This is a genomic window from Saccharopolyspora sp. SCSIO 74807 (assembly GCF_037023755.1).
GTDB lineage: Bacteria > Actinomycetota > Actinomycetes > Mycobacteriales > Pseudonocardiaceae > Saccharopolyspora_C > Saccharopolyspora_C galaxeae.
Window position 1 is genome coordinate 945,802 of sequence record NZ_CP146100.1, and the last position, 26,984, is coordinate 972,785.

Below are 26,984 nucleotides of genomic sequence, written 5' to 3' on the forward strand. Positions count from 1 at the left end.
CTGCTCCCCCCTTCCGCCAGCAGGGTAGGTCATGGTCGTCCGGCCGCCGGGATCGGACAGCCGCGGGCGGCGCGCATCCGGGCCCGCAGCACGAAATCGATCAGCACTGGCGAACCGACCGCCAGCCCCGGCTGGGCCGGGGCGAACCAGGTGAGTGCCCCTTGCGCGCCCAGGGCGGCGACGACCAAGTGGTTGCACGTCGGGCAGCCGACCGCCAGCAACGACAGCACCGCCCCGGTAATGTCGCGGTGCTCGCTGGGCCGAGGGTTCGTCGCCTGGCCGGTCGCGCACGTAGGTCGCGATCAGCAGTCCGGACAGGACCGCGGAGGCGATCCAGACCGGGTAGCTCCACCACGGCGCTTCGATCGTGCGTGTGCAGACCGGGTTCGGGATGAGAGCGGTCACGATTCCGGTGACTGCTGCCACGACCGCGGCCCACATCCAGTGGGGCGTGTCGTCCAGCTGCGCATGGTGCCTCGCTTACCCGGGGATGAGCGGGACCGCCCTCGCGCGAGTCGTCGCGGTTCCGGTGGCCACCGCCCGCGGCCGAGGACGGTCCACGGGCGGGGCGTGTTGTCCGGCTGCGCGGTTTCCCGCTTGCCGTGTGTTCGCGGATGAGCCGGACCACCTTACTAACGACAGTAGAAGATCTACTAACCTTCGTAGGAGACATTCGGTCGGGCGAGGGGCGGTGGGGATGGCATCGGGCGAAAGGGCAGGGCTCCGGTCCGGATGCTGTGGTTCGCCGCGGCCTCGGCGGGCGTTGGTCACCGCGCCGGATGCCGGACCGCCGCCCGCCGTTCTGCCGGACCGCGGCCGATCGGGCGTTGCACCGGGACCGGTAGGCAGCGCGTCGAGTGGCTGGATTTACCGATGTTCGGCCGGGACCCGGCATCGCGGTGCCGTTCGGCCGCAACGCACCGGCGGGCCCGATCGGGCTGTCCACTGTGGTCCTCAGTGGAGCGCTTGCCGTGGTCGCCCGCGCGCGGCGCCGGGCGCTGCGTAGTGCCCGCGGGGGCTGTTCCGGCGGGTGCTGGGCCGAGGGCGTCGTCGAGAAGCCCCGCGGCGGCCGCGCCGAGCTGCCCGGCGCGGGCGTTCGGGGCGAGTCAGCAGATGAACAACCCGCACAGCGAAGGAGCGCAAGAGTGAGCGTCTACCAGGTCGTCTTCCAGGTTCCCCGGGACGGTGCCGAGTTCCACGAGACCGTCGTGCGCAACGTGCGCAACGTGGCGGCGGAACTCGGCGACGTCGCCATCCGGGTCATCGCCCACGGCGACGGGATCGAGTTCGCGACCGGCCGCACCGCCGCCGCCTCGGGTGTGCGGGCCGCGCTCGATGCCGGAGTGGAGGTGCTGGCGTGTCAGAACACGTTGCGCCGCAAGGAGATTCCGGAAACCGAGGTGCTGTCCGGGGTGCGGTTGGTGCGGGCCGGGCTGGCCGAGCTGGTGCGGCTGCAACACGACGGCTGGGCCTACGTCCACCCGTGAACGTTCCCGGACGCGCGACGCTTTGAGCACTGATCCCGTCTTCGGGGCAGCGGCGGCACTCGGCGCAGCTCGTTTTCCGCGCAGCTGTTCGGCCGCTCGAACCCCCTGCATCGGCGCGACCTTCCTGCGGAGCACAGCCCGATGTCCCGCGGCGGCTCACTTCGCCGGGGATTCCGGGACGGCGGCCGAGGTTCCGCGCTTCGCGGGCACCGCGGGCCGAACCGGAGGCGGATTCCGAACCCCACGAACGCCGGAAGGAGGGGCATCTGCGATGCCCACCGCACCTCTCGAGGCTCGGAGCCGTCCGCGGCCGAGCCATAGTCATCTGATCATGACCTCGGCCGTCCTGTTGGTCGCCGTCCCTGCGGTCGCGCTGTTTCCCGGAGTGGAGCACCTCGCGGACGGGTTGCGTGCCGGAGTCACCGGCTGGAGCCTGCTGGCCTTCGCGGCGGTCGCCGTGGTCGGCGCGGCTCTGAAGGGGATCTCCGGGTTCGGATACTCGCTGCTGGTGACCCCGGTCGCCGCACTGATCATCGATCCGACGTTGGCCGTGGTGGTGCTGGCCATCCCACCGTTGATGCTCAACGTGTTCCAAGTCGGCGAAACCGGCACCGGACGCGCCTACGTGCGGCAGAACTGGGCCTTGTTCGCCTTCGGCCTGGTCGGCTCGGTGGCCGGGGTAGCGCTGCTGAGCGCCAAGCCGGACCAGGCAATTCTGTCCGTGCTGGTCGCGGTCATCCTGCTCGCCCACATCACGTTCCAGCTCACCCGCCGGTTCGCCACCGCACCGCGGGCGGGCCACCCGGTCCTGCTGAGCGTGGTGGGCGTCGTGCAGGGGTTCCTGCTCGGGGCCGTGAACCTCGGGCCGGTGCTGCCCGCCTACCTGCAGATCTTCGAACGCAACGCGCAGCGCTACATCGGCGGCATGTCGCTGTTCTTCGCCGTGGTCATCGGCGAGCGCGTCGTGCAGATGTGGCTGCAGGGGGTGCTCACGGAGTACCGGATCTGGCTGGGATCGACCATCGCGCTCGTCACGCTGTTCGGCCTCGCACTGGGCACGGTCATCCGCCGCCGCTTCAACATCGACAAGCGCAGGCTGGACGCCGTCATCACCGCGCTGCTGCTCGCCACCGCGGTGAACCTGCTGTGGAAGGCGCTCCCGCAACTGCTGGGCTGACACCGCTCGGCGGCAGGGCTCGCCCCGCCCGGTAAACAGAAGCCACTTCAAGGCAGGGTACCCCCGGGGGTCTATCGCGAGACGCGCTGAGTCCTTGGGGTGCGACCGCAAAGCCACTAGCAGGCCTGAACCGGGGGTATTCTCAGCAAAACGTGCAAGCTTAAGGGCAAAGCTATGAGTGGAGTCACCGGCGGGAAGGTGCAGATCCGGTTGATACACCGGGGGGTACCCAGTAGATTGACCAGTGCGAGATCGGAAGGTCTCGGACACTCCGAACCCCGGCGGGTACTGGCATACGGCGCCGGGGCCCGGGTGTCACTGTCGACGCAACAGGAGGTAACCCTGATGCGCAAGCTCAATCGTGGCATCGCCGCCGGCATTCTGTCGCTGCCCCTCGTCCTCGGTGCCACCGGAATCGCCGCGGCCGACTCGTTCGAGCAGCACAACGCGGCCGTCGGCCCGGACGGGGCGGCATCCAACAGCGTGCAGGCCGGCACCGACGGTTCCGGCGGCGCGTCCTACGACCAGCAGCAGCACGTCGCCGGACCGGACGGGGCCGTTTCGAACGGCACCAGCTCCTCGACCGGTGCCGACGACGGTCTGCTGGGACTGGGCATCCTCGGTCTCTGATCGGGGCTGAACACCGTGCACGCGGGGGCTCCGCCACCCGGCGGCAGCCCCCGCTACGGGCCTCGTGCAGCTGTGGTCCGTGCTGCCGGTGCGGGACTTCCCGCGCCGACTCGTCGCGGATTCGCACGGGTGCGGCTTTCGCCGCCGACCGGGATGATCGCCCGGACCGGCTGGAGATACCCGCACGCCTGAATTCCTTCTTCCATTCCGGGGCGATGACCCGTCACTTCGCGGAACGAGTTCCACCCGACCTCGACCGGTGGCGCGGGCGATTCCGGCTCTGCGGTCCGGCAGCCGACGGCGGCGGTGATTTCCGGCGCGGCCGCGGTCCGCGCGGGACCGGTGCTGTCACCGGCCTGTACGAGGTGGGCGATCTCGACCCGGATATCAGCGGAACCGACAGGGAATGCGCACGCGGGTGCCTTCCCCCAATCTCGGAGGTAACTTCTCGTGATCTTGAACCAGTACTATATCGACTGCCTCTCGCACGCTTCCTACCTCGTGGGCGACGAGACCTCCGGCCGGGCGGTCGTGGTCGATCCGCGTCGGGACGTGCAGGTCTACCTCGACGACGCAGCGGCCGCCGGGCTGCGGATCGTCGGCGTGATCAACACGCACTTCCACGCCGACTTCGTCGCCGGGCACCTCGAACTGGCCGAGGCCACTGGGGCCTGGATCGGGTACGGGCGGCGCGCCGATCCCGACTACGAGATCCGCGCCTTCGCCCACGGCGACCGCATCTCGCTCGGCGAGGTGGAGCTCGAGATCGTCGAGACTCCCGGCCACACCTGGGAGTCGGTCTCGGTCCTGGTGCGCGAGCACGCCGACGACCGGGCCCCGAACGCCGTGCTCACCGGCGACGCCCTGTTCAACGGGGACGTGGGACGACCCGACCTCGCGGCCGCCGTCGGCGCGGATCCCGACGAGCTCGCGCGCGCCCTGTACGTCTCGACGCACGAGACCCTGATGGGCCTGCCCGACGACGTGCGGTTGCTGCCCGCCCATGGCGCCGGGTCCGCGTGCGGCAAGAACATCGCCGGTGAGCTGGAGTCGACCATCGGCGCCCAGCGCATCGGCAACCCGTCGGTGCGCCCGATGAGCGCCGACGAGTTCGTCGCCGCGGTCTCCTCGGGCCAGCCCGCGATTCCCGCGTACTTCGCCCAGGACGCGGTGCTCAACCGCCGCCTGCACCAGCTCGGTCGCCAGGACCGGACGCCGGTCCCGCTGGCGCTCGCGGACCTGCGTGCCGAGGTCGACGCCGGTGCCAAGCTGCTCGACGCCCGCGCACCCGAGGAGTTCGCCGAGGCGCACCTCGAGGGATCCGTCAACGTCGGCATCGACGGGCGGTTCGCCGAGACCGCGGGGATGTTCTTCGACCTCGGCGACCGGGTCGTCATCGTCGCGGAGCCCGGCCGGGAGGCCGAGGTCGCGATGCGGCTGGCGCGCATCGGCATCGACGACGTCGCCGGTCACCTCGCCGCGCCGGCCGAAGTGTTCGCCGAGCCCGATCAACCGGTGTGCACCGCCGAACGCGTCGATGTCGCCGACCTCGAGCGGGCGCGCCGGGACGGGAGCGCGACGGTCCTCGACGTGCGCAACCCCACCGAGGTGGACACCGGTGCCATCCCCGGCTCGCTGCGCATCCCGCTGGCCGACCTCGAGCGGCGGCTCGCCGACATCCCCGCCGACCGGCCCGTGATCGTGCACTGTGCCGGGGGATGGCGTTCGAGCGTGGGTGCCAGCGTCCTGCGCCGCGCCGGGCGGACCGGGGTCGCCGACCTCGAAGGCGGCTTCAGCAGCTGGGAGCAGGCGGTCGGCCAACCGGCGTGACCCCATGCCGGGCACGGTCCGGAGCGCGATAGCCCTTCCGGTATACCCCGGGGGGTTTGTTAGGTTGGTATGGACGAAGGGAGATGGTCGTTGTGGAGATGAAGCCGGAAATGGTGGGCGACGCCCTGGACCGGTTGCGCCGGGCCCGTGGCCAGCTGAGCGGTGTGATCGAGGCCATGGAGGAGGGGCGCGACTGCGCCGAGGTGTTGACCCAGCTGGCTGCTGTTTCCCGTGCTCTGGACCGCGCCGGGTTCAAGGTCGTGGCCAGCGGGATGCGTTACTGCCAGCAGGCCCGGGAGGACGGCGACGAGCCGCCGATGACCGAGCAGGAGCTGGAGCGGCTGTTCCTCGCGCTCGCCTGAGCATGGTGCGCCCCTGTCACCCGGGGCCGTGTTCGATCGTTGATACCCCAGTGGGTACTAGGAGGATTCGTGTCTGAACAGACGCCGGAAGTCGGTGTGGTCGTCTTCGCAGGACTGTGGCGGCAGGGCACTCGGCTGATCGATGTGCGCGAGGCGGAGGAGTACGCGTCGGGCCATGTGCCGGGTGCGGTGAACGTGCCGCTGGCGGACGTGGTGGCCTCGCCCGAGCGGTTCGCGGGGCAGGAGTGCTACGTCATCTGCCGCTCCGGAGGCCGCAGCCGGAGGGCGGCGGAGGCGATGAACGCGGCAGGTGCCCGCGCGGTGTCCGTGTCCGGCGGGACGTCGGGGTGGATCGAAGCCGGTAACGAGGTGGAGCAGGGGGTGCAGCGATGACGGCGACCGGTGCGGTCGAGCACGAGGACCGCTTGGCCGGTGGTCTGGTGGTCGAGGTGATCGAGACCTCTTCGCTGGGGGATCGCAGCTACTTGGCCAGCGATGGCGAAGTGGCCGTGGTGGTCGATCCGCAGCGGGACGTGGATCGGGTGATCGCGGCCGCCGGGCGGCTGGACGTGCGGATCGCGCTGGTGCTCGACACGCACGTGCACAACGACTACGTCTCCGGCGGGCTGGAGCTGGCCCGGTTGACCGGCGCCGAGTACGGATTGGCGGCCGCGGACGAGGTGCCGTTCGATCGGCGACCGCTCTCGGACGGCGACGCGGTCGAGCTCTCGCCGAACATGCAGGTGCGGGCGGTGGCCACCCCGGGGCACACCTACCACCACCTGTCCTACGCGCTGGAAGGCCAGGACGGCCCGGTGGGCGTGTTCACCGGTGGGTCGCTGCTGTTCGGGACCACCGGGCGCACCGACTTGCTGGGCGAGCAGCACAGCGAGGATCTGGCGCGCCACCAGCACGCCTCGGCGCAGAAGCTCGCGGCGATCTTGCCGGACGGGGCGCAGATCTGGCCGACCCACGGGTTCGGGAGCTTCTGCTCGGCCACGCAGGCTTCGGGAGATTCGGCAACGCTCGGCGAGCAGAAGCGGCTCAACCCCGCGTTGACGCTGGCCGAACGCGACTTCGTCGAGCAGACCCTGGCGGGCCTGGATGCGTACCCGGCGTACTACGCGCACATGGGTGTGCAGAACACGACCGGGCCTGAACCGCTCGACCTGCGCGAGCCGGTGCGTGCGGAGCCGGAGGAGCTGCGCCGCCGCCTGCAGCACGGCGAGTGGGTGGTGGACCTGCGTTCCCGGAAGGCCTACGTGATCTCGCACCTGGCAGGCACGGTCAGCCTCGGCTTGGACGGTCCGATGGTGACCTGGCTCGGCTGGATGATCGACTGGGGCGCCCCGATCACGCTGCTGGGCGAGTCCCGCGAGCAGGTCGGCGAGGCCCAGCGCGAGCTGGCGCGGATCGGCATCGACAAGTTCGCCGCTGCGGCCGTGGGCACCCCGCAGCACCTGGCCGTCGACCCGGATCAGCTGCGCAGCACCCCGACCGCGACCTTCGCGGATCTGGCCGCGGCGCTGGACGGCGACGCCGGCCTGCTGCCCGCACCCGCAGTGGTGCTGGACGTGCGCACCAACAACGAGTTCAGCGCTGCGCACGTCACCGGCGCGGTGCACATCCCGCTCTACGAGCTTAAAGACCGGCTCGACGAGGTCCCGGCCGGGGCCGTGTGGGTGCACTGCGGCAGCGGCTACCGCGCGACCGCGGCGGCCTCGCTGCTGGAAGGCGCCGACCGCCCGGTCGTGCTCATCGACGACCACTTCGGCGCCGCCGCCGGGGCCGGCGTGCCGATGACCGACGGAATCTGACACCACATCCGGAAACGATCGCGGAGGAACGCGAAAAATGCCGAAGACCCTGCCCAAACTCGTCGACACCGCCGAGGTCCGCGAGGTCCGCGAAACCGACCCGCAGATCCGGCTGATCGACGTGCGCACACCCGGCGAGTTCGTCTCGTCGCACATCCCGGGCTCCTACAACGTCCCGCTGGACCTGCTGCGCGAACACCGCGACGAGCTCACCGCGCAGCACGGCGACCCGGTGGTGCTGGTGTGCGCCTCGGGTGGTCGCGCCGAACAAGCCCGCTCCCTGCTCGAGACGGCCGGATTGGAGCGGCTCAGCGTGCTCCGCGGCGGTATCACCGGCTGGGGCCGGGAAGGCGGCGAGCTCAACCGGGGCCGGGGCACCTGGGCCATGGAACGGCAGGTGCGGCTGGCCGCGGGCCTGCTGGTGCTCACCGGCGTGGTCGCCAGCATCGCCTACGAACCGCTCAAGTGGATCGCCGGGTTCGTCGGCGCGGGCCTGACCTTCGCCGCGGTGACCGACACCTGCGCCATGTCCCGGGTGCTGGGGCTGCTGCCGCACAACCGCACCCCGAGCACGGGTCGGCGCTCCCTGCTCGAAGCGCTTACCGGCGAAGAGGCGGCGACTGGGAAGTGACCCGCGGGCAGTGCGCTGTGGCGGCGACGGGTGGCGACTTCGCCACCGGGTTAGGTGGTTCCGTTGTACTTGGCAGTGGTGTTCGGCGCGGTGATCGGGCTGGCACTGGGATTGCTCGGCGCCGGTGGCTCGATCCTCGCCGTGCCCGCCCTGGTCTACGGCGTCGGAGAGCCCTTGCAGACGGCGATCCCCGCCTCGCTGGCCGTCGTCGCGCTGTCTTCGCTGGGAGGCTTGGTCCCCCGCGAGCGGCGCACCGCGGTGCGGTGGCCTGTCGCGCTCGTGTTCGGCGCGGCAGGTACCCCCGCCACCTTCGGCGGTGCGGCGCTCGGCAATCTCTTTCCGCAGCGCTGGCTGCTGATCGCCTTCGCCGCGCTCATGGGTGTCGTCGCGGTGCGGATGCTGCGTGGCGGGGAGAACCACGCAGACGCTTGCCGCACCCGGGAAGGCCGGATCGACTGGCGCACCTGCCTTCCCAAGTCCGTGCTCGCAGGCGCTGCCGTCGGCGTGCTCACCGGCTTGTTCGGCGTAGGCGGCGGCTTCGTCATCGTCCCGGCCCTGACCCTGCTGCTCGGCCTGGGAGCGCAGCAGGCGGTCGCGACATCCCTGGTGGTCGTACTGATCAACTCGGTGGCCGGGCTGGTCGCCCACGCCGACGCGGCCGCGGGCATCGACTACCCGGTGCTGCTGGTGTTCGCCGGTACGTCCCTGGTGGTCTCCGTGCTGGCCGCCCGGATGTCGACGAGGCTGAACTCGTCGACCGTGCGGCGCTGGTTCGCCTACGTCGTGTTCGCCGTGGCGGTACTCGTCGCCGCAGCCGCTGTCATCGATCCCTCCGCGCTGGGTTGACGCTGCCGGGTTGACGCCGCGGCGAGTCGTCGAACCGGCAATTCTCCGAAACGAAGAGGTGGAACATGTGCCGTCGCGTGGAATGCCGCACGTGCGGGAAGCCGACCTACGCGGGATGTGGCCGACACGTGGAACAGGTGCTCGCCGGTGCTCGGCGCGACGGCGGTGGCGGGTTCCTGCGAAAGCTGTTCGGCCGCGACTGACGCGCACGCCGACTCCGCCGCCGGGTTTCCCGGCATCCCGATGCTGAGTCAGCCGCTGATCGCGGCCCGCGCTCCAGACCGGCCGTCCGGTCGCCGACCGGTCCTGCCGGTTGCTCCACACCGAAAGCGAAATGCTATGACAACCGACTTAGGACGACTCCAGCGAGAGCACTGGCAGTCCGTGTACGAAGCGAATCCGCACATGTACGGCGACGACGCCTCCGCTCCTGCGCGCCACGCGGCCGAGCGGTTCGCCGCCGACGGCACCAACGCGGTCCTGGAGCTGGGTTCCGGACACGGCAGGGACGCCCTACACTTCGCCCGCCGCGGATTCCTGGTGCACGCCACCGACTTCAGCGCCACCGCCCTGGACCAGCTGCGCACCAGGGCCCGGCAGGAGGGCACGGCCGACCGGATCAGCACGCTCGTGCACGACGTGCGCACACCGCTTCCGCTGCCGGACGGGAGCGCGGATGCCGCCTTCGCGCACATGCTGTTGTGCATGGCCCTGTTCACGGAGCAGATTCACGACGTCGTCACCGAAATCCGCCGCGTGCTGCGGCCCGGCGGGCGTCTCGTCTACACCGCGCGCCACACCGGCGACTCGCACTACGGCACCGGCATCGACCACGGCGACGACATCCACGAGCACGGCGGTTTCGCCGTGCACTACTTCGACCGCGCACTGGTCGATTCGCTGGCTCGGGGGTGGAACCTCGCGGAGGTGCACGCGTTCGAAGAGGGCGGCCTGCCGCGGAAGCTGTGGCGCGTCGAGCAAGTCAAGCCGTGAGCCCGGCATCCGGGCCCCGAGATGTCCACATCGGACATTCCGGCTGGCGCGGTGCCGTCCGCCCGGCCCTGCTCGATCGGTCGCGCCTCCGTTGGGTGCACCTCGCCCCGCCCGAAGTGCCAGCGGTAGTCCCGCGGAGCCGTGACGTTGAGCGTCCGCGGTCCTACCGCTGGCCCTCGGGCGACCAGGCCGGGCGGGGCGGTCGTCGGGCGAAGCGCTGCCGCCGCGAGATCATCGACGCGATCCTGTACGTCGTCGACAACGGCATCAAATGGCGTGCCCTGCCGGCAGATTTCCCACCGTGGTCCACTGTGTACAACCACTTCGCCGACTGGGAGCGGCAGGACGCGACCCAGTGGGCTGTGTCAACGATCTTGGACAGTTCCTCTGGTTTTTCCTGGTTAAGCCGCTGGTGCGGTGGTGTGGTGGTCGTGCAGGGCCTCGGCGGGCGTGCGGTAGCCGAGGCTGCTGTGTAGCCGTTGGCGGTTGTAGAAGACCTCGATGTAGTCGGCCACGGCGAATCTCGCCCGGGCGCGGGTGGCGTGCCGGTGCAGGTGGTAGCACTCGTTTTTCAGGCTTGCGAAGAACGATTCGGCGGCGGCGTTGTCACAGCAGACACCGGTGCCGCCGAGGCTGGTGGTCACGCGGATTTCCTTGCAGTAGCGGGAAAACTCTTTCGAGGTGTACTGGGCTCCGCGGTCGGCTGCCGAAACCGGGCTGCGTGAACAGCTCGAGCGCTACGCCACCGAGCACGATCTACCCCAGATCACCTGGTCGATGCCACACCAGGACGGCCACGGGGCGGCGCTGCGCGGGCAGCTCGCGCGCAGCGACCACCCAGATGATCGGGCCCGGATCGTCGCGGGCCGCGAGTGGGCCGAACACCTCGGCCTCGAAGCCGCCCCAGTCCCGGGCGCGCACAAGCAATCCTGGGCCGGCCTCGTCGGCGGCGTGCTGGTCGAGATCTGGGCAATCACCGAGATGGAGACGTGGGACGCCGCCGACTGAAACGGGCGAAGCACCGACCCTGCGGCCGTCGCCGCTCACTCCTCACCCCATGAACCGCACCAAACCGACCGCGCCGGGCGCAGCGGGGTCGACTCCTAGCAAGCTCGCCCTGCGCAAGCGACAGGCGATACGTCACCGTGATCGTCGACGCGGGGCGCCGACCGCGTCGACGCCCTGGTGACCGCACTGTGGCCACACTCGATACCTGGTTACGCCAACATCCCTGCGTGCAGGTCGGTTCGGAGCAAGGAGGGACGGCAGCATGCTGGTGGTAACCGACCCGTCGGGCAACGTCGGCGCCGAGGTGGTCGAGCAGCTGGCCGCACGAACGATGGGACCGTGGGGGAGTGCCAAGCCGATCGGCGCGCCTCCGTGGATACTCCGCCACCCCGCGTCCGCCCGGGGAGAACCTCGTTGGCGAGTCCGGATCACCGGCGGATCGCAGCAGGTGGCCGTCGTGCCCGTCACATTCGCTCTGGTGGTCCACATCGAGACCGAGCGCGGGCACGCCCGCGTTGCACCACTCGGTAGCCGCCAGGCGTTCGGCCCCGGCGAGCACCCGACGCTCCCGTCGCCAATCACCAGCATCGACAAAGGTCTGGCACGGCATGACCGTTGATGCGCACCGAAGTCACGGTCGCCCGGGTCTCCGACCTCTGAGCCTGCCGCCACTCCATAATCATCCCGCACGGCGAGCCCTCCCGGCCCCCCATGGCGGTACTGTCGATGAGATCATCGCAAACGCGCATTATCGACGGGAAGGGACGCCGATGGCCGAACGGAAGCCACCCGAAGTTCTCGCCGGGGTGGACTTGGAGCGACCCAACCCCGGACGGATCTACGACTGGTTCCTCGGCGGCAACTCCAACTGGGCCATCGACCGCGTCTTCGGCGAACGCCTGCTGGGCATGTGGCCGCAGATCGCAGGCGTGGCCCGGCAGAACCGCGCCTTCCTGCAACGCGTCGTCGCAGACGCGCTGGACGCGGGCATCCGCCAATTCCTCGATCTCGGCTCGGGCATCCCGACCGTGGGCAACGTGCACGAGATCGTCCAACGGCACACCAACGACCCGGCCAGCGTCGTCTACGTCGACTGCGAACCGGTCGCCACCGCCCACTCGCGCGTGAAACTGGAGCACACCGACTGGGCAGGGGTCGTCCAAGCCGACCTCATGCACTCCCACGAGGTCCTCACCCACGCCACGACCAAGCACCTCCTCGACCGCAACGAACCGGTGTGCCTGCTCGCCGTCGCCGCCCTCCAGTTCGTCGGTCCCGACCGCGGCATCCCCGAGATGTTGCGCCGCTACGGCACGAAACTCGCCACCGGCTCCCGAATAGCGGTCTCGCACTTCGCCTCCGACGTGCCCGACCCGGAGGCACGCGCCGCCATGGAACGGTTCCGCACCGAATGCGACGTCACCCCCCACCCGCTGTATCTCCGCGACCGCGACACCATCACGAGCTGGCTGGAGAGGCTCGGGCAAGAGTGGACACTGCTGGTACCGGGAGTGACGCAGCTGCCCGACTGGCGCCCCAACCAGATCGCCCCGGAGGACAAGGCCGAAGCGGAGAAGATGCGGCCCTTCGCATGGTGCGGCGTCGCCGAGAAACACTAACGAGCAGCCAGCGGTGTGCACGGCTCCCACCGACCACGATCCATCAGGCACGCGCTAGGCATGGACCCGAGGCGATGGTCGATGGGCGGCGCGCAGTCGCTGCTGCTCGAACGCGGACGTTAGGGCGGCGGTGTTCAACGATTCCTCGGCGGCGTGGCGTCGGCGCATGAATTCTGGGCTGCCGAGCGTGACGTCCCACCGGCCGGGAGACTGCGGCTACAGGTTGAAGGCAACGGAGCGCAAGATCAGCACGGCGACGAACACGGCCGTGAAGGCCAGATCGATCGAGATCTCGCCGACTCGCACCGGTCGCAGCACCCGCCGCACCGGCGCGATCACCGGCTCGGTCCCGGTGTGGGTCAGTGCGCGAACCCGTCTCACCCAGTGCGGCCCCTGGGCCCGTACTCGCGTCCAATCCAGCACCAGCCGGGCGATGAGCAGCAACAGGAACGCCGTCAAGACATACCCGAGCACAGTCCCGATGAAGCTCATGACGAAATCCTCCGTGATGTCCGAACCGGCTTCTTACCGGCTCAACGAACCACCCTGGCGACACGTGCCCCACACACGGCATGCTCGCCCGAGTGACAGTCCACACGACGCGCCAACGCCCACGATCTCGACCGCCCTCGTCGCGCGAACCCTTCACCATCTCGCCAGACAGCTGCTGAGCCATGGCTGCACACCCACCTGCCTGCTGTTGATGCCAGATAACGCTCTCAGCGAGAGCTGGGTGGGCCATGCCTCGCCACCGAGAAATGCGGCGCTCGGTCTCAGGGTGGGTAGAAAACATCCTCATCACCCGCTTGCCCGGAGAATCAGCGAACTCTCTGGGCCAGCTTCGACCACCACATCCTGACGAGCTACGCCTACGGACCGAGCGCGTTTGTCAACTCCGGCTGACTCTTGACCCCTCTGTTCCGGGCGAGCCTTGACCCCCTTCTTTAGCTGTGGATCTTTTAGTCATTGGTCTTGGTGGCCGCGGGGACGCGGCCGAGGTCGCGGTCTTTGAGCCGGTAGCTGTCGCCCTTCATCGAGATCACTTCGGCGTGGTGGACGAGGCGGTCGATCATGGCGGCGGCGACGACGTCGTCGCCGAAGACCTCGCCCCAGCGCCCGAATGGCTTGTTCGAGGTGACGATCATGCTGGCTCGCTCGTAGCGGGAGGACACGAGTTGGAAGAACAGGTTGGCTGCTTCGGCCTCGAAGGGGACGTAGCCGACCTCGTCGACAATGATCAGCGGGATGCGACCCAGTTTGATCAGTTCGGCCTGCAGGTTCCCGGTGTGGTGGGCCTCGGCCAGGCGGGCGACCCATTCGGCGGCGGTGGCGAAGGCGACCCGGTGTCCGGCCTGGCAGGCGCGGATGCCAAGCCCGATCGACAGGTGCGTCTTGCCGGTGCCTGGTGGTCCGAGGAAGACGACGTTTTCCATGGCAGCAACGAAATCTAGTGTGCCCAGGTGCGTGATCGTCTCCCGCTTGAACGAGCGCTGATGCTCAAAATCGAATTCTTCCAGCGATTTGCGCGATGGGAAGCGGGCAGCGCGGATGCGGCCTTCGCCGCCGTGGGCTTCACGGGCGGCGACCTCGCGCTGCAGGCAAGCGGCCAGAAATTCCTCATAGGACCATTCCTCGGTCCGGGCTCGTTCGGCGTACGCCCGCGAAGGGCTGCACGTGTCGATGGCATCGGTGGCCCGCCGCGCCGGCGTCGGCATCGCCACCCTGTTCCGGCGGTTCCCGACCCAGCAGGACCTGATCGCGGCGGTCTTCGAGGACACGATGGACTCCTACGTCTCCGCCGTCACCACCGCGCTGGAGGAACCGGACCCGTGGGAGGGGTTCGCGTACTTCATCCGTACCGCGTGCGGGATGCAGGCGGCCGACCGCGGATTCGCCGAAGTGCTGACGATGACCTTCCCCGCGGCCGACGAACTGGAGGCCAAGCGTTCCACTGCGCTCAACGGTGTCACCGAGCTCATCGGACGAGCGCAGCGGGCGGGACAGCTGCGCGCGGAATTCCGCCCGGAGGACCTGGTGGTGCTGCTGATGGCCAATGCCGGTGTCGTGGCCGCCGCCGGCGACTCCGCCCCGGGGGCGTGGAAGCGCCTCGTCGGACACCTGCTCCGAGCCTTCGCCGCCCACGAGATCGACGCCCCGCCACCCGCACCCGAACCCGCGGAACTCGAACAGGCCATGCAACGGCTGACCAGCAACCCGCCATGACCGCCGAACCACGACATTGCCGAGGCCGTAGCGGCTGACGAAGTCTCCGCCCCGCCCACGCCGTCGGTTCCGGAAACGAAAACGAACTCATCGACCGGCAACGCAAGCCACACCGGGCGTCCGACCCGGAAACCTGCCACGAAAACCGGTGACCCGCGCGGTCACCAGTACCGGTTCCCGGAGAGCCGACGCACAGGAACCGGCGACCCCGCGCAGGTCCGTCCCTTTGATCTCGACGGCCCACCCGGGCCTGGTGGGCGGATTCCCGAGGACAGGCAGCATCGGCCCTCGGGCGAGCCACCGAGGCGGTTGCGGCCGCGCTGCCATGTTCCGAAGCATGCGTGGCCAGGCAGCACGGCCTGCCACAGACCGTGCTGACAGGACACGGCGCTCGTGTCAGCGGGGCCGGAGCGCGTCGGCGGTCACGAGCTGGGTCACGATCAGGCTGGCGGTACCGTTGCGGTTGGCGATCTCGAAGCTGGCCAAGGCCTACCAATCGCCGGTGTGATTTTGGTGCCAAGCGTGCAGCACACCGGGCACGGTCGCGGAGTTATCCAGCCCGCCGGCCCGGACGCGCAGTGGCACCCCGCTTCGGCTTCCGGCGCGTGCGGGCGGCAACACCTGCGGCAGGCAAACCCACACCGGCTGTGGCGTGGCGGGGCTGCGTCGTGTTCCGCTCCACTGGCCGGGCTCCTTCCTGCTGTCCACCTGCACCTGCCCTGGTGAAACGACGAGGCGGGCCGCGTCCCTGTGGGCGCGGGGGGCCGGCCCGCACGGTCCAACGCGACCTCTCCCGCCGCCTTGAACACGAAGACACTAGAACCGTTCGTCACGCGCTACTTGTGTCCTCAACCAGTGGTCGCGCTCACCGCTCGCGGGAGCAAGACGCTTCGCGGCTCAAGGCTCAGGCAGCTACTTTCTCGGCGCTGGCCAGGTCAAATTCCGCATTGCGGACGCCCTCGACAAACGCGGACCACTCGCCCGGCGTGTACGACAGGGTCTTGCCTGGGCTGGTGCGCGCGTGGAGGTCTGCTCGACCGTCGGTGCCGATCACGATGTTGATCACGGCGTTCGAGTTGGCTGGCACACGTCCAACAACTTCATCCAGAAACCGTGTCCAGTGACCAGCAGGGACGCTCAGAACCGGGCCTGCGCCGCGGTCCTTGCTGTCGCGGATGTGGACGAGATCGGTGCCGAAGCAAACCTCGACGCACTGGTTGCCGTTTGGGTTGCTGCGCGAGCTCTTGAACCACACCCCGATAGGGCTGTCACGGCGAGCCGTGCTGGCGTTGTTGGAGGTCATCTCCGCTGCTGTCCTTCGTTATGTTGCTGCGTGACTGGCGATCAGAGGCTGGCAGCAAGATCAAGCAGGACACGGCGGGTCTGCTCGGGGCCAGATGCCGCTGCCTTCTGCTGGTCCCACAGAGCCAGGTACTGCGCCGTTCGCTTGCTGTCATCCACGTAGGTACCACCATCGTGTTGCTCCAGGTAAACGATACTTACTGGAGTCTTGGTGTCGTACTCGAAGACCGAGTAGTCGTGGCCTTGCCCCATGTAGTACCCGGCAGTGAACGGAACGAGCTGAAGCTCGATGTTCGGGCGATCCAGGACCTCGGTAAGCCACATGACCTGCCCCTTCATGATCTCCGAGCTGCCGATGCTCCACCGACGCAGTGCAGCTTCGTCGATGATGAACCAGAACTTCTGATCGGCGTCGTCGAGCACGCGTTGGCGTGCCAGCCGATCCGAGGTGTCTTGGTCGATCTGCTCTTGGCTCGGCGAGGGGCGCCAGGCGCGGAACAAGGTGCGCATGTACTGCTCGGTCTGCAGCAAGCCCGGTACGACCATGGCCTGATAGGAAAAGAAGCGTTGGCAGCTGGCCTCCATGTCAACCAATAGCCGCATGTGCTGGCGAAACCTCGTACTGAACGCGCCTCGCTTCGTCCGACGGTTGCCTTCGGCTTGCAGGTCCCGGGCGTACGCCTTGTCTGTCTCGGTGGCTCCGTAGCGCTCCAAAAGTGCATCCAGCTCCACAGGCCGGATGCCGCTACCGGATTCGATGTGCGCGATCTTCTGTTGGGTGCAGCGCAGGACCTCCGCCGCCTCATCCTGCTTCAACCCGGCCTCGATGCGTTGCCGGGCGAGTTCATTGCCCAACACGATCTTCATCACCGCCGGTGGAAGCTGCTGCTGAGCCACGCCTACCTCCGTTTCGCGATCAGCCTGATCACGCATAGTACAGACTAATTCACCCATTTGTACGTGTACTCAACTTGAGTACACGAGTTACGGTTTCTCCCAAGCCAGACACAGGACCGCTACGTCTGCGAGATCGAGATTATGAGTACACAAGTTACGAGCCTACTTGGTCCGGCTCCGGGCGATGATGGCGGATCCCGGAGGCTCTCCTACCCAGCACGAAGGTCACTCCGGTTCCCGAGCCACCAGTCCCAGCACGCTCTGCCACGCGCCCCAGCAGGGCTGAGGCGCCGAGCTGCCGGCGGCGGGCGGCATCGGATCGAGTCCCCTTCCCGCGAGCGACGACTCCGCACGCTGTCCGCTCATCTCCTCTGGAGCGACTACGGCGCCACAATCGCGCTGCCCGATCCATCACCTGCACGCCAGCCCGCCGGACGGATCGGACAGGCCCCGTCCACGACCGCCCCTCCCTTAAGACCAGCCCGTCCGGCCCCCGAACCGGATCGGGCACATGAGGGCAGGCGACGCTGCGTCGAGTCACCCGCAGCCGCCGACTCCGCGCGCCGCCTGTTTCCTCGCCGAGAGGTGGTCCGATGACCGCGCCGAACGAGCGGCTGTTCTTCACCTGGTTTCTCAGCGGTACCGACAATCAGGACCACGCCGTCGTCGACGAGGAGTTCACGCGGGCGCTCCACGCCGGTTCCGGCCTGTGCGAAGCCCTGTGCGGGCACCGCGTTGTACCGCGGTCGCTCACTGTGCCGCCGGGTCCGCACTGCACCCGATGCCTGCTGTTCGTGAGAGCCCGCGCCACCCTGTCCGACCCCGATCTCCGGAGTGCGGACCGGCCGTGCCGTCATCGGGCGCCGACGTTGCTTCGTCGCTTGTTCCACCACTCTGTCCGATCCGTCGCCCGCACAGCATTCCCTCGACCGGATCGGGCAGAACCAGACCGTGGCGGCCCCGCCGCTGAAACCCCTCCTTCCGACGGGGCCGCCGCGCACCACCACCGCCGACCTCGGACTCCGCAACAGAGACCCACCACCGCCGCAGAGCGCCACATGAACGGAACGGAGTAACGACATGGCGATCTCGATCTCCCCCGCTGCCCGATCCGACGTCGTTGAGCCCGATCTCGCCGCCGAGGCACGCTTCTTCTCCGAGCACATGGGCTGGCCCATCACCATCGACGTCCAACACCAGCGACTGGTGATGCGGACCGGCGACGTCTGCGAGGCGCTCATCCTTCCTCGATCTTTGGCCGAGCCGGTAGCGCTGGAGCTGGCCTCCAGCTTGATGTCCGGTCCTGTGAGTAGGGATAACCGTGACCGCTGGTGGACGGTCATCACTGAGCCCCGGCATCGGGCGAATGTCCAACTTCCCCACGAGTTGCACGCCGAGCGAATGCACGCCGTTCCGCCCGGCGGGGAACTCATCATTCCCCCGAGGACGGCCACCATGTCGTGGTGGCAGCAGCCCCAGCCCACCACGTCGTTGCCGCCGTGGTCGGCAGTCGTGGCCACTGCCCGCCGGGTTCTCAATCGGACGTAGGTGCGCGGCGTCGCGCCGCCTGCCCCCGGCAACGTTCCCCACCGAATGATTGGAGTTGATCGGCCGTGTCGACGGCTGTAGATCCCGAGCCCGGGTGCCGCCCCGATCCCGATCACGCCGGTTCCACCTCGCCTTTGGGACACACGTGCTCCACGTGGGCCAGTGTCCCGAATACCGGTGGTTGGTCCGAGTGCCACTGCGGCCACGTCTGGCCGCCGACCAACCGCGACCGGGGAGGTAGTCGATCGTGAGAACGCCCAGCCGAATCGCGAGGAAGACCCCGATCGTCACCGTGACCGACCAGCCTGCGCCCGGTCCCGACGCGGGTGCTCGGTCCAGAGCAGTACGGGCCAGAGGTCCCGTTGGCTATTGCCGGGCCGTACGGCGCGCTGCTCACCGCCGTGCACAGGACCTGGTGCGACGGTGCTGGCGCAATTGGTGGTGCCGAACGACAACGGCACGGACCGAGGCCCGGACATCGTCGTCGCATGGGCGGAGACCGGAGTCCCGTCATGACAACCGTGGTGACGCTGCTGATCTTGGCCATGATCGCGGTGATCGTCAGTGCGTTGACCATCTACCGCAGCTGACCGATCTCGTGGCCTTCGGCCCGGTCGCGATCGTGTGGGTCCGGTTGATTCGGGGGTCGCAGTGGCACCGTGCGGGAGCCGCCTGCGCACCGCGAGCGGGTGAGATGATGGAGTTTCGCGGTGCGATGCCGCCGCGGGCCGGTGGTTTCGTGGTGTGCCTGGAATGCGCATTCGTGACCGGAATCGGGGTCGAGGCCGCGGCCTACCCGGCCAGACACCGTGCCGAACCCGCCCACGAACCAGCCACCGCGACAACCATGCCATTCCACGTCGAAAACCCGCGCCAATCAAGCAGAGAGCGGCCGACCAGCCCGATACCGCGTCTGCCCGGCGACAGTATTACCGCTCGGCCTGCCCAAGTAATCACGCCACGGCCGGACTTCGGAAGACATGGGGAATGTGCATGAAAATTCCGCACACGTCGGCCCTACCCACAACGCGTGACGTGGTCGAGCAAGGCAAACGGATCCACGAGATCTTGGGGGAGCTGGTGTTCGCGTTGCCGGGGCGCCGCACGGTCCCCCAGGGCGAAGCTCGCATCGTCGCCTCGAGGTTGCGCTTGTATGCGAAGGTCCTGGAGCAGTACGCCCCGACTTGTCCGATCGACGCTGACGACGGACCCGCGGCGGCAGCCACTACCGCGGCGGCAGCGCGAACGTCGTTCGACCTCGACCAGCAGCGGTAGCCGTATCCGGCGAAGACGAATCGAGCACCGGACTACGTAACACGGTCACGCGCGGAGCCAATCTTCCCCGGACTCCGACCTCGGTTTTAGTGCGTGCCTGCGTCATTTCTCGGCCCCGAACGAGAACTGGCGTTTCCTGAGAAATGCGGGGGGCTCGATCACCTCACCACCCCGAAGCGGATCCCAGCGTGGGGGACCCGCGTGCGGTGATCGAGCTCCCTGGGCTGCATTTCGCTTACGTGCCAGCCAAAACCACCGCAGAAATATCCTCCGTGGACGGTTGGCTCGTCGCTGTCACGACGAGCCAACCGCACTGTCCCGCCCGATCGCTGAGTCCCGGTTCGCGCTCCAACACCAACCGGTTCTCAGTGCCGTGGTCCCGACGAGACCGAAAGGAGTCTATCCAGATGCCGAGCTGCACCACCTGCGGCAACCCCCTGGCACCCGCCGCCGAAACGCTGCCCCTCTCCGGTCTCGACGTTCCGCGCCACGTACAGGACGCCCCGATCACCATCTGCCCCTACTGCCACCAACCCTCGAACGAGGACAGCCGTGCTATCACCGTCCCTACGCATTCATGCCCTACTAGCCGCACTCAGTCCCACTCCGACTTTGTCGCGTGCTTGGGCGATTTCCGACCCATCGTGCGTGATCCGGAACGTGAACAATGACCATGATGACTGCGGCGTTTCCTGCTGCCCGGTGTTGTCATGAACCCCGGTATCGGAGTGGTGTCCCTGGATGTGGGCGGGCCGCTGGGACGCACTGACGGTGTCAGCCTGGGTGCAGCATTGAGTGCCGCGTCGCCAAAAGACGCGGCCACTGTTGCCCACGTCGTGCGGACCCGACTGCACACCGCCACCACGATCACCGATGACGTGGTTCAGCACGTCGCGGGCGAACTCGCCCTTGCACCCCGGCAGGTCGCGGACATCCTCAACACACCACGGCCATTCGTACTGGACCCGACCGCACGAGCACTGGTGGCCGGACTACGCGACGGCTGCCCCGATCTTCGCGTGGTGGTGTGTTCCAATCTCGCCGCCGCCGATCTCGGCCATGCCGAATCGGTGCGTGCCGAACTCGGGCCGTTGCTCGATGGCGCGTACTTCTCCTGCGAGACCGGGCTGGCCAAAGGCACCGGACCAGCCGTGTTCGAGCACATAGCCAACAGGCACCGCATCGACGTGGCCGAGATCGTCCATGTCGGCGACAAGCTCCCCGAAGACGTCCACGGCCCCCTCCTAGCCGGTTCACGTGCCCTATGGGTGCACCCCGACCACATCCGCGCACCGCCGGATCGCCGGATCGGACCGCTACCGCACTGCCCCGGATCTCGCCGAAGCGATCCGCGTGCTGCACGAGTGGATCCCGGCGAGCCAACCCCGCCCGGCACTACCGGTACGCGCCGCCGCACTCATCCGAGACCACCACCGGCGACTGCTGCTCGTCCGCGGACCCGACGACGAGGACTTCTCACTACCCGGCGGGCGATGCGACAAGCTCGGACCCGATGCGCCGCCCACGGCGATGGCCCGCGAGGTAAGCGAAGAACTTCGGCTGACCGTGGTCCCCGGCGAGCTGGTGTGGACCGGATGGTCCGAGGCCGAATCGTCCGACGGCGAGAACAAGGTCCACTTCCTGTTCGAGGCGAACATCCTCGGCACAAGTGTGCCGGTACCCAACCCCACCGAAGTCGCCGAAATCCGTTGGGCCGGCCACCACGAGGCGCTGCGCCTGCTACACCCCGCCGAAGCCGACCGGATTCACCGCATCGCCTGCGGACGCACACACGGCTGGCAACACCACATCGCCCACGCCCGCTGACTCTTCAACCTAAGAACGGAGTTGCCGTGACCGAAACACTGCCCGACCGGTTCTGCTGGACCCACCGGCCCGACCACGGACCCGACGAACGCCTCCTCCGCCTCCGTCCCGGCAACACGGTGCTCGACCTCGGATGCGGACGAGGAACCCAGCTCGCCTACCTCAGCCGCACCCACCACACGCACGGGATCGGCATCGACCACGAAGCTGAGTGGCGCGCCGGCGTTTGTACCTACGCCCATGGCGGCACTGCCGAATTTCTCCACGCCACCGCGCTGGACTACCTCACCCAGCAAGCCGGGAGCTCAATCGACGCCATCTACTCCCGATTCGGCGCGATCTGGTTCACCGACCCCGACCAGCTCCTCCCCCTGATCACCACGCGGCTGCAACCCGGCGGACGGCTCGTGTTCTCCCACCTCGCCCCCGGCTACCCGTCCTTCGACATCCCACGCTGGGACCACACCCCCGGCCACTGGCAAGACCGGCTCGCCGACCTCGGATTCACCGAACTCCGCACCCAGCTCCTGCCCTGCCACGGGAAATGCAGCTACCCAGCCTGCACCGGAGTGATGATCGTGGAAGGAACCCGATGAACAACCCGCTCCTGCACGTACTGACCTTCGGCTACGCCCGCACCCCTGCACCGGAGACGAACCTGACCGTCGACGTGCGCTGGATACCGAATCCCTGGCACTGCAACGAATTCCGCGACCTATCCGGCCTCGACGCCCCGGTCCAAGACTGGATCTTTGCGCAACGCGGCGTCGCCGTCTGGTTTGAAGCACTGCTCGACGTCCTCGGCCCCACAGTCGCGGCAGCTGAAACTCGTGGCGAACCACTGGTCACCGTCGCTTTCGGCTGCCAGGGCGGCCATGACCGCAGCGTCGCGGTCGCTCTCCGTCTGGCCAACGCCTTCCAACGGGCCGGAAGTCCCGCCCACGTCCAGCACCTGTCCTTCGTACGGGGATCACGGTGAGGCCAAAACGCCAGCCGCAGCATGGGGCAGTCGCGTCCGTCGACCACCGCCGCGAGCAACGGTTGCCCCTCCTCGCAGGTGAGAAATGCCGCGTCGACAGATCAAAGATGGCGAGGATCCCCGGAAGTGACGCGCAGATCGTGTCGTTCAAGCTTCGGAGGCAACGGCGACGCTGTCCCTCATCGTGCCGAGTCCGGTTACCGCGGCAGGTAACGGGTGACGCGGGCGGCGATGTCTTGCATGTAGAAGATCCTACGAGTCAAACCTTCCGCGCATCGCACGGACGATCTGTACAGCCGCGCTGCCGTCGCCGTAAGGGGACGGCAGCGCGGCCAGACGAGCATGGAGCCGACTGACGTCGGCCAAGCAGTTCGCCGTAGCAGTGCGGAGTTCCGACCCGACGGGAACCCGAGTGCCGAAGGTGGACTCGATCTCCGGTCGCTCATTGCTGCGGCGGACGACGACGATGGGGCGCTTGAGCACGGTGATCTCTTCCTGGATTCCGCCTGAGTCTGAGACGACGGCCGCGGAGTTTTGGATCACCGTGAGCAGTGCGGGATAGTTGAGCGGTCCGGTGATACGGAAGTTGGCCGTATACCCGGCGATGCTTACCGGTTCGATCTGCTGCTGGGTCCTGGGGTGAAGTGGGACGACGACCTCTATGGGCAGCTTGGCCAGTTCCCCGAAGATCGTCGCCAGTCTGTCAGCGTCGTCGGCATTCTCGGGCCGGTGGATCGTCGTGAGGATGTACTGATCGGGGGTGAGACCGAGCTGATCCAGTATTGCCTCCTGCTGGTAGCTGGCGGGAAGGGCGGCTTCGACGGCTTCGACGATGGTGTTTCCCGTGGTCTCGATCCGGCTAGCCGAGATGCGCTCAGCACGAAGGTTGTCGCGTGCTTGCTCGCTGGGTGCGCAGCACAGGTCAGCGAGGTGGTCGATCAGAATCCGGTTGTGTTCCTCGGGCATCGAGCGGTCGCGACTGCGTAGACCTGCCTCGATGTGCACGAGCGGGGTGCGGGTGGTGTTGGCGGCGAGGGCTCCGGCCAGTGCCGAGGTGGTGTCGCCCTGCACCAGCACAGCGTCGGGCTGGTATTCGCGAAACGTACGGTCGAGTGCGCTGGTCCACGAGCCGAGCTTCCCGCCGACAGATGTTCCGGGGTCGTGATCCAGCACCAGATCGGGGCCGACCCGACCAGTCAGTCCTGCGCTGTAGTGCTGTCCGGTGTGGATGATCCGCGCGTCCTGACCGAGCAGTGCGCGCACAGGGGCGAGCTTGATGAATTCCGGGCGGGTGCCGGCCACGATGGCGACACGCATTCGGCGACCTCGGCTTCTACCAGAACAGGTGGGTACGTTCGCCGCTGATATAGCGCTGGGCGGCGACGAACAGGCGCAGGTAGAGCTGATCGAGCGCGAGGTAGTTGGGGACGAGCTCGCTGCGTGTCAGTGCGCCTTCAATGTGGTGCAGCCCGTCGGTTGAGCGGCTGAGGTAGCGCGCGGGCACGCTGTCGCGGTCGTCGGCGGCCAAGGCGATCGCCTCGTCCAGGTCGATGTCGGCAAGGCCGGACACTTCGGCGTCCGCCAACGGGATCTGCTCCAGGTCTACCTCGAGCGGCAGTAGGTGCCAGTGCTGAAACTCGCGCTCGACATAGTCGGAAGCAAGGGTCACCGCGGTCTGGCGCAGCCCGATCGGATGCAGATCCGCATAGGTCACCGGCAGGCCGAGTTCCTCGTGCACTTCGCGGATCCCATCAGGGATGTCCTCCCCCGCGTGGTAGTGGCCTCCGACGGTGATGTCGGCGTAGTCGGGCCGGTCGAAGGAGTACCGGCCGGGCGTCTTCTTCTGCAGGAGGATGCGCCGCTGTGCGGGGTTGAGTGCGAGCGCGGAGAAGGTACGGTGCCAGAGACCTCTACGGTGGGCTTCCTTTTTGTCCTCGGTGCGGAGGTGCTCGTAGCGATCGTTGAAGATGTCGATCAGTGTCACGAGTGTTCGTCTCCAGCCGGGTGCAGTCGGTGGTAGGTGTTCATGGCTTCGGCGTAGTGCGGAGGGTCGCCGACGGTGACCCACTGTCCGTTGATTCGGTGTACGTCGACAGGCGTTTCGGCGGCGAGGTGGCTGGTTGCGATCCCTAGATCGACTTCACCGTGAGCGAGGTCGGTCGGAGCGAGCAGGTCCATGATCGACGGGCGCAGCATCAGGCGCGAGACGACGGCGAGGGGCTCGCTCACGGTGTCGGGTTCGGGACGCTGCCGGATCGACACGACGCGCTGGGGGTGCTCAGGGTCGGTGTCGATGATGCCGAACGACCGCGTCCGGCTCCGGGCGATTTCTTGGGCCGCGATCACGGCCTGTATGCCGGAACTGATGCGTCGGTGCATGGCAGCGAGGTTGGCGCCTGGTGATGGCTCGCCGAGCAGCACGTCATCGCCGAAGGCGACGGCGAAGGTCTCGCAGGCGCTGAGTCGGTCGCGCAGGGTCAGCAGCGGGGTGCCGTTGCCGTAGCCGTGAGCGAGGTCTTCCTCGACGCAGGACACCGAAGCTCCCGTGTCCCGGAGTCCGCGCACATGCGCCGGGATGATGTCATCTCCCGGGCGGGTCACGACGATCACTTCAGAAGCGCCAGCCTGGAGACATTCCCAGATCACGTGCCCGACCGCCGGTGTCTGGCCGAGCGGCAGCATTTCCTTCGGCACGGTGCGGGCGAAGGGATGGAATCGGGTGGCAGCACCAGCTGCGGTGACAACAGCGGGAAACGTGTTCATCGGGATGCGACCACCTCGCGCAGCAGCGTGTCGAGCTCGGTCAAAGGGTTGCGGACTCCGAAGCGAATCTCGTAGCAGGGAACCTGCCCAGCGAGCTCGTCGATGGCCTGCGCGGCGCCTCGGCGGAGATCAGCGTCGGTGGTGCGGCGCGGCACCAACCAAGGATGGCGCCAGAACTCGTCGTGTGGTGTGAAGCAGTTTTCGGTGAGAGTTCGTCGCGTTTCATCAACGTCGAGTTCGCGGACCCGAGCCGGCGTGCTGTCGTCGGTAAGGCGCGGAGTGAGGATCGTGCGCAGCCGTGATCGTCCGGCGAGTGAGGCGCCGAGCGCCGCGGCGAACTCGCGCGGGCTGAACTCTGCCTTCTCAGCGCTCCCGAAGGTTGCGGGTAGCCCGTCGACCGCTCGCTGCGGCCTCGACAAGATCGGCGCTGCTTTTTCCAGCTCCGGAACCGCATCGATCGTGCCTTTGCCGATCGGGACCGGAAGCGGGACGGCGATCAATCGCTGCCCGGGCATGAGGATGAGCCGGTCGTTGGAGAGAACAGAGCTTCCGGTGCAGCGGGTCAGGCAGGTTAGCAAGGTCGTCTTCCCGACAGCCCGGGGACCACAGATCATCACGCCGTCCCCGCGAATACTTGCTCCGGCCGCATGGACGATCACACCACCGTGGTCTTCGTACGAGCGCAGCATCGCTTCGCGCATCAGGCGGAGTGCGTGACTGTACGGCTTGCGCGCCGTGTGGCGTACGTAGAGGTCGATGCCGCGGTCCTGCACGCGAACCGCCCAGCTACCGGGTTCGTGTTCGAGCCGGTCGGTGTCGACGCTGTAGCAGCGCGCATCGCCATCGGACTTCTCCAGCAGGAAAACCCCGGGAACCGACTCGATGCGCCGGGAGGTGGGTAGCTGGCTGACCTTCCGGATGATGCGGGCAAAGGCAGCATCGCTGAAATGCAGCGTCATCCCGAACGCACCGAGGTTCTGGTCGCCGACTGGGCCGGGGAGGTAGTCGTCGAGATAGCGCCGCTGTGCGTCCGCCCGCGCGGATGGGCTGGTGAGAGTGAAAGCGACGTCACCGGTGTGGCAAGTCCAGGTCGTTGAAGGCTTCAGTGTCATCACAGGTCGAGCTCCTGCATGCGTTGTTCGACGTACTCGATCTGCGCGTGCCGTCCGCGCTCGGTGAGCTGCCGGAATCGCAGGACGGAGGTGAACGCGAAAAACTCGTGGACGAGGTCGGTATCGACCTCACCGTGCGCTGCCCGGGTCGCGAGGGTGCGGCGGGCATCGAACCAACGGGCTGGGAAAGTGCTGGCCCTCCCGCGCCTTACCGTATCGCGCGTGCGGTGTACGAGGTTTGCCGCCGCGGCCGGTCCAGCGGCCCGCAGGATGATCCTCAGCGCGTACCCGGCCAGGGCGTCGAGAGTTGTGGCGGTGTCGAAGCACAGCGCTGCGAAAAGCTCCTCGAACAGGTTCCGAGGTTCAGGGCGCACGCTGGGGATCAGCGGCGGGAGGACATCGATCAGGACAGGTCCCCCACTGGTCGAGCAGAAGTTCGCGAGGTTGGCGTCGAGCCGGGCGTCGGTATCCGCCAACCTTTCGATCCATTGTCCTATTTGGACAACATTCGATGTGAACGTCGCGGTCTGTGAGGACACCGCCGTGACCAAGGTGGGGTCGGGCACCCACCGGTGCCGGATGGTCAACGGCTGCGCGTCCGAGACGGTCAACTCGTCGGGCAAGGCGACTTCCGCGCGCCGGAGGGTGTCGAGGTACG

General features: G+C 68.0%; 31 protein-coding genes and 1 pseudogene. 20 read left to right on the forward strand and 12 right to left on the reverse strand.

Translation table 11 applies throughout. The features are described from left to right. Nucleotides 1–29 precede the first annotated feature (29 nt). Nucleotides 30–230, reverse strand: a complete 201-nt coding sequence (locus V1457_RS04060; protein ID WP_338600373.1) for a hypothetical protein — start codon at nucleotides 228–230, stop codon at nucleotides 30–32. A gap of 915 nt (nucleotides 231–1,145) precedes the next feature. Here V1457_RS04060 and V1457_RS04065 point away from each other — a divergent pair. The 11 genes and pseudogenes from V1457_RS04065 to V1457_RS30555 form a co-directional block, all read left to right on the forward strand. Then, entirely contained in the window at nucleotides 1,146–1,487 is a 342-nt protein-coding gene (locus V1457_RS04065) for a DsrE family protein (RefSeq protein ID WP_338600376.1), read from the forward strand. 331 nt (nucleotides 1,488–1,818) lie between these two features. Further along, nucleotides 1,819–2,664, forward strand: coding sequence for a sulfite exporter TauE/SafE family protein (locus V1457_RS04070; RefSeq protein ID WP_338600379.1), 846 nt, complete (start codon nucleotides 1,819–1,821; stop codon nucleotides 2,662–2,664). A 345-nt stretch (nucleotides 2,665–3,009) separates the two neighbouring features. After that, on the forward strand, nucleotides 3,010–3,294 hold the full coding sequence (locus V1457_RS04075; RefSeq protein ID WP_338600382.1) for a hypothetical protein: 285 nt from the start codon (nucleotides 3,010–3,012) through the stop codon (nucleotides 3,292–3,294). A gap of 450 nt (nucleotides 3,295–3,744) precedes the next feature. Next, nucleotides 3,745–5,124 carry a rhodanese-like domain-containing protein gene (locus tag V1457_RS04080; protein WP_338600385.1) on the forward strand — a complete coding sequence of 460 codons (1,380 nt, stop codon included), beginning with the start codon at nucleotides 3,745–3,747 and terminating at the stop codon, nucleotides 5,122–5,124. 110 nt (nucleotides 5,125–5,234) lie between these two features. Beyond that, nucleotides 5,235–5,486, forward strand: coding sequence for a metal-sensitive transcriptional regulator (locus tag V1457_RS04085; RefSeq protein WP_407074774.1), 252 nt, complete (start codon nucleotides 5,235–5,237; stop codon nucleotides 5,484–5,486). A gap of 69 nt (nucleotides 5,487–5,555) precedes the next feature. Beyond that, nucleotides 5,556–5,879: a rhodanese-like domain-containing protein gene (locus tag V1457_RS04090; RefSeq protein WP_338600388.1), complete on the forward strand. Its 324-nt coding sequence runs from the start codon at nucleotides 5,556–5,558 to the stop codon at nucleotides 5,877–5,879. Beyond that, nucleotides 5,876–7,303 (forward strand): MBL fold metallo-hydrolase, encoded by a 1,428-nt coding sequence (locus V1457_RS04095; protein WP_338600391.1) that lies wholly within the window; start codon nucleotides 5,876–5,878, stop codon nucleotides 7,301–7,303. The genes V1457_RS04090 and V1457_RS04095 overlap by 4 nt, the downstream gene beginning before the upstream one ends. A 37-nt stretch (nucleotides 7,304–7,340) precedes the next feature. Then, complete coding sequence (locus V1457_RS04100) at nucleotides 7,341–7,934, forward strand: rhodanese-like domain-containing protein (RefSeq protein WP_338600394.1); 594 nt, start codon at nucleotides 7,341–7,343, stop codon at nucleotides 7,932–7,934. 63 nt (nucleotides 7,935–7,997) lie between these two features. Continuing rightward, nucleotides 7,998–8,780: a sulfite exporter TauE/SafE family protein gene (locus V1457_RS04105; RefSeq protein WP_338600397.1), complete on the forward strand. Its 783-nt coding sequence runs from the start codon at nucleotides 7,998–8,000 to the stop codon at nucleotides 8,778–8,780. A 384-nt stretch (nucleotides 8,781–9,164) separates the two neighbouring features. Continuing rightward, nucleotides 9,165–9,773: a class I SAM-dependent methyltransferase gene (locus tag V1457_RS04110; protein WP_338600400.1), complete on the forward strand. Its 609-nt coding sequence runs from the start codon at nucleotides 9,165–9,167 to the stop codon at nucleotides 9,771–9,773. A gap of 191 nt (nucleotides 9,774–9,964) precedes the next feature. Then, a pseudogene (locus V1457_RS30555) lies at nucleotides 9,965–10,088 on the forward strand (transposase); the annotation flags it as partial. 86 nt (nucleotides 10,089–10,174) lie between these two features. Here V1457_RS30555 and V1457_RS04120 read toward each other — a convergent pair. Then, the gene (locus V1457_RS04120) at nucleotides 10,175–10,417 is read right to left on the reverse strand and encodes an integrase core domain-containing protein (protein WP_407074746.1); all 243 of its coding nucleotides are present in this window, start codon (nucleotides 10,415–10,417) and stop codon (nucleotides 10,175–10,177) included. Nucleotides 10,418–10,454: 37 nt separating this feature from the next. On the opposite strand from V1457_RS04120, the gene V1457_RS04125 reads away from it, so the two are divergent. The 3 genes from V1457_RS04125 (at nucleotide 10,455) to V1457_RS04135 (ending at nucleotide 12,400) form a co-directional block, all read left to right on the forward strand. Beyond that, nucleotides 10,455–10,781: a hypothetical protein gene (locus V1457_RS04125; protein WP_338600403.1), complete on the forward strand. Its 327-nt coding sequence runs from the start codon at nucleotides 10,455–10,457 to the stop codon at nucleotides 10,779–10,781. A gap of 262 nt (nucleotides 10,782–11,043) precedes the next feature. Continuing rightward, the gene (locus tag V1457_RS04130) at nucleotides 11,044–11,400 is read left to right on the forward strand and encodes a hypothetical protein (RefSeq protein WP_338600406.1); all 357 of its coding nucleotides are present in this window, start codon (nucleotides 11,044–11,046) and stop codon (nucleotides 11,398–11,400) included. A 151-nt stretch (nucleotides 11,401–11,551) separates the two neighbouring features. Further along, nucleotides 11,552–12,400 (forward strand): SAM-dependent methyltransferase, encoded by an 849-nt coding sequence (locus V1457_RS04135; protein ID WP_338600409.1) that lies wholly within the window; start codon nucleotides 11,552–11,554, stop codon nucleotides 12,398–12,400. 216 nt (nucleotides 12,401–12,616) lie between these two features. Here V1457_RS04135 and V1457_RS04140 read toward each other — a convergent pair whose 3' ends face one another. After that, entirely contained in the window at nucleotides 12,617–12,892 is a 276-nt protein-coding gene (locus V1457_RS04140; protein ID WP_338600412.1) for a YggT family protein, read from the reverse strand. Between the two features lie 467 nt (nucleotides 12,893–13,359). After that, nucleotides 13,360–14,115, reverse strand: a complete 756-nt coding sequence (gene istB / locus V1457_RS04145; protein ID WP_338600415.1) for an IS21-like element helper ATPase IstB — start codon at nucleotides 14,113–14,115, stop codon at nucleotides 13,360–13,362. On the opposite strand from istB, the gene V1457_RS04150 reads away from it, so the two are divergent. Then, on the forward strand, nucleotides 14,090–14,623 hold the full coding sequence (locus V1457_RS04150) for a TetR/AcrR family transcriptional regulator (protein WP_338600418.1): 534 nt from the start codon (nucleotides 14,090–14,092) through the stop codon (nucleotides 14,621–14,623). The two genes, istB and V1457_RS04150, sit on opposite strands and share 26 nt — an antisense overlap. A 904-nt stretch (nucleotides 14,624–15,527) precedes the next feature. Here the strand turns inward: V1457_RS04150 and V1457_RS04155 are convergent. Both V1457_RS04155 and V1457_RS04160 read right to left on the reverse strand, forming a co-directional pair. Further along, nucleotides 15,528–15,926, reverse strand: coding sequence for a DUF397 domain-containing protein (locus V1457_RS04155; protein ID WP_338600421.1), 399 nt, complete (start codon nucleotides 15,924–15,926; stop codon nucleotides 15,528–15,530). 41 nt (nucleotides 15,927–15,967) lie between these two features. Then, complete coding sequence (locus V1457_RS04160) at nucleotides 15,968–16,822, reverse strand: helix-turn-helix transcriptional regulator (RefSeq protein ID WP_338600424.1); 855 nt, start codon at nucleotides 16,820–16,822, stop codon at nucleotides 15,968–15,970. A 1,080-nt stretch (nucleotides 16,823–17,902) separates the two neighbouring features. Here V1457_RS04160 and V1457_RS04165 point away from each other — a divergent pair. Continuing rightward, nucleotides 17,903–18,370 carry a hypothetical protein gene (locus V1457_RS04165; RefSeq protein WP_338600427.1) on the forward strand — a complete coding sequence of 156 codons (468 nt, stop codon included), beginning with the start codon at nucleotides 17,903–17,905 and terminating at the stop codon, nucleotides 18,368–18,370. Nucleotides 18,371–19,405: 1,035 nt separating this feature from the next. Then, nucleotides 19,406–19,645 carry a hypothetical protein gene (locus tag V1457_RS04170; RefSeq protein ID WP_338600429.1) on the forward strand — a complete coding sequence of 80 codons (240 nt, stop codon included), beginning with the start codon at nucleotides 19,406–19,408 and terminating at the stop codon, nucleotides 19,643–19,645. A 992-nt stretch (nucleotides 19,646–20,637) separates the two neighbouring features. On the opposite strand, the gene V1457_RS04175 is transcribed toward V1457_RS04170, so the two are convergent. Continuing rightward, nucleotides 20,638–20,880, reverse strand: coding sequence for a hypothetical protein (locus V1457_RS04175; RefSeq protein ID WP_338600432.1), 243 nt, complete (start codon nucleotides 20,878–20,880; stop codon nucleotides 20,638–20,640). 22 nt (nucleotides 20,881–20,902) lie between these two features. On the opposite strand from V1457_RS04175, the gene V1457_RS04180 reads away from it, so the two are divergent. Genes V1457_RS04180 through V1457_RS04190 form a run of 3 tightly spaced genes read left to right on the forward strand, consistent with a single transcriptional unit; the run spans nucleotide 20,903 to nucleotide 22,451 of the window. Continuing rightward, entirely contained in the window at nucleotides 20,903–21,472 is a 570-nt protein-coding gene (locus V1457_RS04180) for an NUDIX domain-containing protein (protein ID WP_338600436.1), read from the forward strand. A gap of 26 nt (nucleotides 21,473–21,498) precedes the next feature. After that, nucleotides 21,499–22,068, forward strand: coding sequence for a class I SAM-dependent methyltransferase (locus V1457_RS04185; protein WP_338600438.1), 570 nt, complete (start codon nucleotides 21,499–21,501; stop codon nucleotides 22,066–22,068). Next, nucleotides 22,065–22,451: an RNase adapter RapZ gene (locus V1457_RS04190; RefSeq protein ID WP_338600442.1), complete on the forward strand. Its 387-nt coding sequence runs from the start codon at nucleotides 22,065–22,067 to the stop codon at nucleotides 22,449–22,451. Before V1457_RS04185 ends, V1457_RS04190 begins: the two co-directional genes overlap by 4 nt. 252 nt (nucleotides 22,452–22,703) lie before the next feature. Here V1457_RS04190 and wecB read toward each other — a convergent pair whose 3' ends face one another. The 5 genes from wecB to V1457_RS04215 are packed head-to-tail and all read right to left on the reverse strand — an operon-like array spanning nucleotide 22,704 to nucleotide 26,949. After that, nucleotides 22,704–23,768 carry a non-hydrolyzing UDP-N-acetylglucosamine 2-epimerase gene (wecB, locus tag V1457_RS04195; RefSeq protein ID WP_338600445.1) on the reverse strand — a complete coding sequence of 355 codons (1,065 nt, stop codon included), beginning with the start codon at nucleotides 23,766–23,768 and terminating at the stop codon, nucleotides 22,704–22,706. A 16-nt stretch (nucleotides 23,769–23,784) separates the two neighbouring features. Next, nucleotides 23,785–24,435: an NUDIX domain-containing protein gene (locus V1457_RS04200; RefSeq protein WP_338600448.1), complete on the reverse strand. Its 651-nt coding sequence runs from the start codon at nucleotides 24,433–24,435 to the stop codon at nucleotides 23,785–23,787. Continuing rightward, complete coding sequence (locus V1457_RS04205; protein WP_338600451.1) at nucleotides 24,432–25,214, reverse strand: sugar phosphate nucleotidyltransferase; 783 nt, start codon at nucleotides 25,212–25,214, stop codon at nucleotides 24,432–24,434. Before V1457_RS04205 ends, V1457_RS04200 begins: the two co-directional genes overlap by 4 nt. Beyond that, entirely contained in the window at nucleotides 25,211–26,326 is a 1,116-nt protein-coding gene (locus V1457_RS04210) for a hypothetical protein (RefSeq protein WP_338600454.1), read from the reverse strand. The genes V1457_RS04205 and V1457_RS04210 overlap by 4 nt, the downstream gene beginning before the upstream one ends. Beyond that, on the reverse strand, nucleotides 26,326–26,949 hold the full coding sequence (locus V1457_RS04215) for a hypothetical protein (RefSeq protein WP_338600457.1): 624 nt from the start codon (nucleotides 26,947–26,949) through the stop codon (nucleotides 26,326–26,328). Before V1457_RS04215 ends, V1457_RS04210 begins: the two co-directional genes overlap by 1 nt. Between the last annotated feature and the right edge of the window lie 35 nt (nucleotides 26,950–26,984).